Below are 5,232 nucleotides of genomic sequence, written 5' to 3' on the forward strand. Positions count from 1 at the left end.
CCTTGATGCTGCCGGCATTCGCCCTGACGAAGCCCGCCAGGATCATCAGCAGCGTCGTCTTTCCCGAGCCCGACGGGCCAAGCAGCGTCAGGAATTCACCCGCCGCGACATCGAGCGAAAGATCGCGCAGCACCGAGACGCCGCCGAACCTCTTTTCGATGCCGCTGATGCCGATGGGAAGCGCGGTCAGCGCGATGGACAAAAGCATCTCCCTGGACTCCGGATCATTCATGGCGGGACGGAGCTGGGGCAGCGCCTGGACGCTGCCCCGACCGGTGCCACCCTGTCTATTGCTGGATCAGGTTGTTGAACTTCTCGGTCGCCTCGACGAGGGTGTCGCGCCAGAATTCGGGATCCTGCAGCACTTGCTTCTTGACGTTGTCCGGCGCGGAATTGATGTCCTTGATCCGCTCCGGCGGGATCTTGCCGGTCTCGAAGGCCTTTTCGTTGGCCGGGCCGTTGTCGACATAGAGCGGCAAATTGGCCTGAAGGTCGGGGCTGACGAACTTGGCCAGCGCCTTCATGGCGAGGTCCTTGTTCTTCGAGCCTTTGGGGATGACCATGCAGTCGGCGGTGAGAACGCCTTGGTCGAAGGAGAAGCTGACCGGCGCGCCTTCCTTGCGCAAGGTGCCGGCGCGGCCGTTCCAGATGCTCGCCATGTCGACCTCGCCGTCCTTGACTAGCTGCATGGCCTGGGCGCCCGAGGTCCACCAGGCGTCGATATGGCCCTTGACCTTGTCGACGGATTGCAGCGCGCCGTCGATGTCGACCGGATAGACCTTGTCGATCGGAATGCCCTTGGCGAGCGCGGCGACACTCAGCGTTTCCGTCGCCTGGCTGCCGGAGAGCGCGCGGCGGCCGGGGAATTTCTCGACATCCCAGAAATCGGCCCAGGTCTTCGGCCCCTTGTCGCCGAAAACGTCGGTCCGGTAGATCAGCACCACGGAGGTGTAGGAGATGCCGACCCAGTCGTCATGGACGAGCTTGGGATTGATGCCGCTCTTGTCGATGACGCTGTAGTCGAGCTTCTCGAACAGGCCTTCCTTGGAGCCGCGCGCGCATTCGTCGGCGCCGAGCTCGGTGATATCCCATTTGACGGCATTGCCGGTGACCTGCAGGCGCACGTCGTCGAGGCCGTTGGTGGTGTCCTGCTTGATGGTGATGCCGAGTTCCTTGGCCGTCGGATCGAAGAAGGCCTTGGTCTCCGCCTCCTGATAGGTGCCGCCCCAGGAGGCGGCGGTGATGGTGTCGGCGGCCGATGCCGGGACGGCGACCGAGGCCAGCAGCCCCGCGACCGCAAGACTTTTGATGCAAAGCAGCTTCGTCATTTTCGCTTCTCCAACCGGTGTTCCCATTATCGTTGATTTGGTATGCGAATTTGTATACAATTTTGAGTGTAATTCGTCGGAAGCCGATGTCAACACGCGCCATGCGTTTTTGGTGACGAAAGATGGAGGCCAAGGCCGGAGCGCTACTCTGCTCGAAACGGTCCTGTTTCAAGCAAGCGCCAAAAGGCTCTAGACTGCGAATCCATGACAGACCGTTGGAGGCGGGACGCTTGAGCAAGGAGAGAAAGAACACGCTGCGCGATTCGGTGTTCGAGAAGCTGAAGGCGCTGATCATCACCGGCCAGATTCCGCCCGGCTCGCGTGTCACGGAAGCCGACATTGCCGAGCGCCTGAAGGTCAGCCGCACACCGGTGCGCGAGGCCTTCAACCGGCTGGAGCGCGACGGTCTGGTCATCGGCCGTCCGCGCCAGGGCTATCTGGTCGCCGAGTTCAATCTGACCATGTTCCGCGAGGCCTTCGACATCCGCGAGCTGCTCGACGGACGCGCGACCGAGCTGGCGGCGGCCAACGCCACCGCCGCCGACAAGACGCGGCTGCGCGCAGTTCTTGCCGAATGCGAGCGTCTGGCCGCGATCCCCGACCGCAGCACCAGGGAGCAGTTCGAGGAACTGCAGGTCGGTATCGACCTGCATCGCGTGATCGCCGAAATCGGCGGCAACGAGATGCTCTCCGGCATGCTCTGCGGCATACTCGACAAGTGCCAGCAATATGTCTGGACGGAGCTTCTGTGGCTGGACGAGTGGAAGCTCACCCGCGAGGAGCACACCGGCATCGTCGACGCGATCTGCGCCGGTGATGTGGCGCTTGCCGGCGAGCGCGCCCGCGCGCATGTGCGAGGCTCACGCGAGAACATCCTGCGCCTGCTGCAGGCCAAATCCGACTATCAGGGTTTTTTCGCCAGGGCGTCCTGAGGCAAGCGGTCAATTGGAAAGCATAGGGCAGCTGGCGCCGCGGCGCAGGCTGATATGCGCCACGTCGCCGACGCTGAACTGAAAACCGTCGGCGCGTCGCGGCGCATCGATCACCACCCGCATCTCTTGCCCCAGCTCGGCGTGAAGGCGCAGCGTGCGGCCGTGAAAGACGACGCCGCTCACCCGCGCCGGCGCGGTGCCGTCAGCGGCTTCGGTGGCTGCCAACAGATCCTCGGGACGCACGCCGATGGTGCGCATCTCGCCGGCGGCCGGCATCTCGCCGGTTTCGGAGACAGCTTCCAGCGGCAGCTCGCCGGCGGCAAAGCGCAGGCGCTCGCCGTCGCGGCCGACGAAGCGCGACGGCAGGAGGTTCATGGTGCCGATGAAAGAGGCGACGAATTTCGTCGCCGGGCGGTCGTAGAGGGTCGCCGGCGGCGCGATCTGCTCGATGTGGCCCTTGTTCATGACGACGATGCGATCGGAGATCGACAGCGCTTCGGTCTGGTCGTGGGTGACCATGACGAAGGTGGTGCCGAGCCGCGACTGCAGCCGCTTCAGCTCAACCTGCATCTGCTCGCGCAGATGTGCGTCGAGCGCCGACAGCGGCTCGTCGAGCAGCAGCACGCGCGGCTCGCAGACGATGGCGCGGGCGAGCGCGACGCGCTGGCGCTGGCCGCCCGAGAGTTCCAGGACGCGGGCGCCGAGCTTGTCGGCGAGGCCGACCATGTCGAGCGCCGCGCCGACGCGTTTCGCCTGCTCGGCGCCGGACAGTTTGCGCAGCGACAGGCCGAAGCCGACATTCTCGGCGACATCCATGTGCGGGAACAGCGCATAGTCCTGGAACACGGTGTTGACCGGACGATCGAAGGGCCGCAGGCCCGTTATGTCGCGGCCCTCGAGCAGAACATTGCCGCTGGTCGGGCTCTCGAAACCGGCGATGACGCGCAGGCTGGTGGTCTTGCCGCAACCGGACGGGCCTAACAAAGTGAGGAACTCACCCGGAGCGATATCCAGGTCGACGGCGTCGAGACCAACCACACCACCCGGAAAGACCTTCGAGACTTTCTGCAGTCGAACGAGCGCATCAGGCGCCATCGCGCACCTCGGAGGGTTTTGTCGTGTTGACCCAGAGGATCTGGCAGCACTCGGCGCCGGGGTTGCGGAAGGCATGCAGAAGCGTGCTCTTGAAGGCAAAGCTGTCGCCGGCCTTCAATCCGTAGGTGGTCGAATCGACCACCAGTTCGACCTCGCCCGTCATCACGAAGCCGAATTCGTGGCCGGCATGGGCGTAGGCTTCCGCCGTGCCGCCGCCGGCCTCGACCGTAACCAGCATGCCGGTGAGCGTGGCCGCTGGCGGCGAGAGCAATGCCTTGGCGATGCCTTCCGACTTGACCGGTATCTGCCGCCGCTTGTCGGCGCGCACGCAATAGAGGTCGTTGACGGCGTCATTGCCGTCGGCGATCAGCGCAGACGGTTCGATGTCGAGCGCCGCGGCCAGCGGCCAGATCACCTTGACACGCAGCGAGGACATGCCGCGCTCGATCTGGCTGAGCGCGCCGATCGAAATGCCGGCCTTTGCCGCAAGCTCGGCCAGCGACAGCTTGCGTTCCAGCCTCAGCGCCCGCACGCGCCGGCCGACGCGCACATCGGCATCGTCCTTCGACCTTTCGGCGGCTTCGTCAAAAACGTCCATGCGTTCGTCCTCGTTGCAGTACTTTGGCCAGCCAACAAAGCCGGTTCTGGTCTTACCGGCGTTGGCGCCACCCCTCATCGCCCTGCCGGGCACTTCTCCCCGTATAGTGACGGGGAGAAGGGGCTGACCGCAGCGTCGCCCCTCTTCCTGCAGCAACAGCGGCGATTTGCGAAAGCGGCGATGACAGCGCCCCTCTCCCCGTCACTATACGGAGAGGATGCCGGCAGGCAGGTTGAGGGGCAGCACCGGCTTTGGCAATGGCGCTCAACCCCCGGCCTTCACCTTCTCGAACATCTTGGCGACGTCGTCGTTCTGCTTCATCGGCCCGGTGAAGATGGTGGTCTTCAGCATCACGTCCGGATCCGACGGCAGTTGCAGCTTTTCCAGCTCGTCCTTCGCCACGCCGGCGAAAGCGGTGCTCAGCGAACTGCCGTAGCCATAGGACTGGATCAGATACTTACCGGAGTCGGCGTCGAGCCGGCTGTTGATGAAGTCATAGGCGAGATCGACGTTCTTGGCGTCCTTCAGCATGACGAAGCCGCAGGACCAGGTCAGCATGCCCTCCTTCGGCTTCATGAACTCGACCGGCACGCCCTGCTTCTTCAGCGATGTGGCCGACGCGTTCCAGGTCATGGCGGCGACCAGCTGGCCGCTTGCCAGCGCCTGTTCGACCGAGGTCATGTCGGTGGTGTAGCTGGACAGCAGCGGCCGCTGCTCGCGCAGCTTCTCCGCCACCTTGTCCATCTGCTCCGGGGTCATGTCGAACGGATTCACGCCTGCCAGAAGTGCGGCGACGATCGGCGTGTCATGCACGGCGTCGATGGTCGCCATGCGACCGGCATACTGCTTGTCCCACAGAAGGTTCCAGCTCGCCTCGGGGTTCTTCACCAGATCGGTGCGGTAGAGGATCGAGGTGTTGCCCCAGTCCCACGGCACCATCCAGACCTTGCCGTCGCCGGCCTGGATGTCGGGCAGGTTCTTGAACACCGGGAAGATCGAATCCCAGTTCTTGATGCGCTTGGTGTCGATCGGCTGCAGCAGGCCTTCCTTGTTCCAGCGCGCCACCTTGTCGTAGCAGGGGTGCGCGATGTCCGGCCGGAAGCCGGCCTTGACCTTGGTGAAGGCGTCGTCGTCGTCGCCGAAGATCGAGGCCTCGACGCCGTCCGGATGGGCCGCGAGGAAGCTCTTGTTGAAGTCGGGCAGTTCGTAGCCCGACCAGGTGAAATACTGCAGCTTGTCGGCGGCGAAGGCGACGGTCGACGACAGCGCGAGCGCCAGG

At 64.4% G+C, this 5,232-nt stretch carries 6 protein-coding genes; 1 reads left to right on the top strand and 5 read right to left on the bottom strand.

Annotated features, from left to right (window positions below; all coding sequences use genetic code 11):
* Both EN780_RS27015 and EN780_RS27020 read right to left on the bottom strand, forming a co-directional pair.
* Positions 1-202: ATP-binding cassette domain-containing protein (locus tag EN780_RS27015; protein WP_128275821.1), on the bottom strand; the 202-nt coding region annotated here is incomplete at its 3' end.
* Positions 203-287: 85 nt separating this feature from the next.
* Positions 288-1,328 (bottom strand): ABC transporter substrate-binding protein, encoded by a 1,041-nt coding sequence (locus EN780_RS27020; RefSeq protein WP_127311577.1) that lies wholly within the window; start codon positions 1,326-1,328, stop codon positions 288-290.
* 230 nt (positions 1,329-1,558) lie between these two features.
* On the opposite strand from EN780_RS27020, the gene EN780_RS27025 reads away from it, so the two are divergent.
* Positions 1,559-2,260 (top strand): GntR family transcriptional regulator, encoded by a 702-nt coding sequence (locus EN780_RS27025; protein ID WP_189556766.1) that lies wholly within the window; start codon positions 1,559-1,561, stop codon positions 2,258-2,260.
* Positions 2,261-2,269: 9 nt separating this feature from the next.
* On the opposite strand, the gene EN780_RS27030 is transcribed toward EN780_RS27025, so the two are convergent.
* From EN780_RS27030 to EN780_RS27040, 3 genes are all read right to left on the bottom strand, one after another.
* Entirely contained in the window at positions 2,270-3,355 is a 1,086-nt protein-coding gene (locus EN780_RS27030) for an ABC transporter ATP-binding protein (RefSeq protein WP_128275819.1), read from the bottom strand.
* Complete coding sequence (locus EN780_RS27035) at positions 3,345-3,953, bottom strand: cupin domain-containing protein (protein WP_127311581.1); 609 nt, start codon at positions 3,951-3,953, stop codon at positions 3,345-3,347. The genes EN780_RS27030 and EN780_RS27035 overlap by 11 nt, the downstream gene beginning before the upstream one ends.
* A 264-nt stretch (positions 3,954-4,217) precedes the next feature.
* The gene (locus tag EN780_RS27040) at positions 4,218-5,231 is read right to left on the bottom strand and encodes an ABC transporter substrate-binding protein (RefSeq protein ID WP_128275820.1); all 1,014 of its coding nucleotides are present in this window, start codon (positions 5,229-5,231) and stop codon (positions 4,218-4,220) included.
* Position 5,232: the final 1 nt, after the last annotated feature.

Source organism: Mesorhizobium sp. M4B.F.Ca.ET.089.01.1.1 (assembly GCF_004022605.1).
Taxonomy (GTDB): Bacteria; Pseudomonadota; Alphaproteobacteria; order Rhizobiales; family Rhizobiaceae; genus Mesorhizobium; species Mesorhizobium abyssinicae.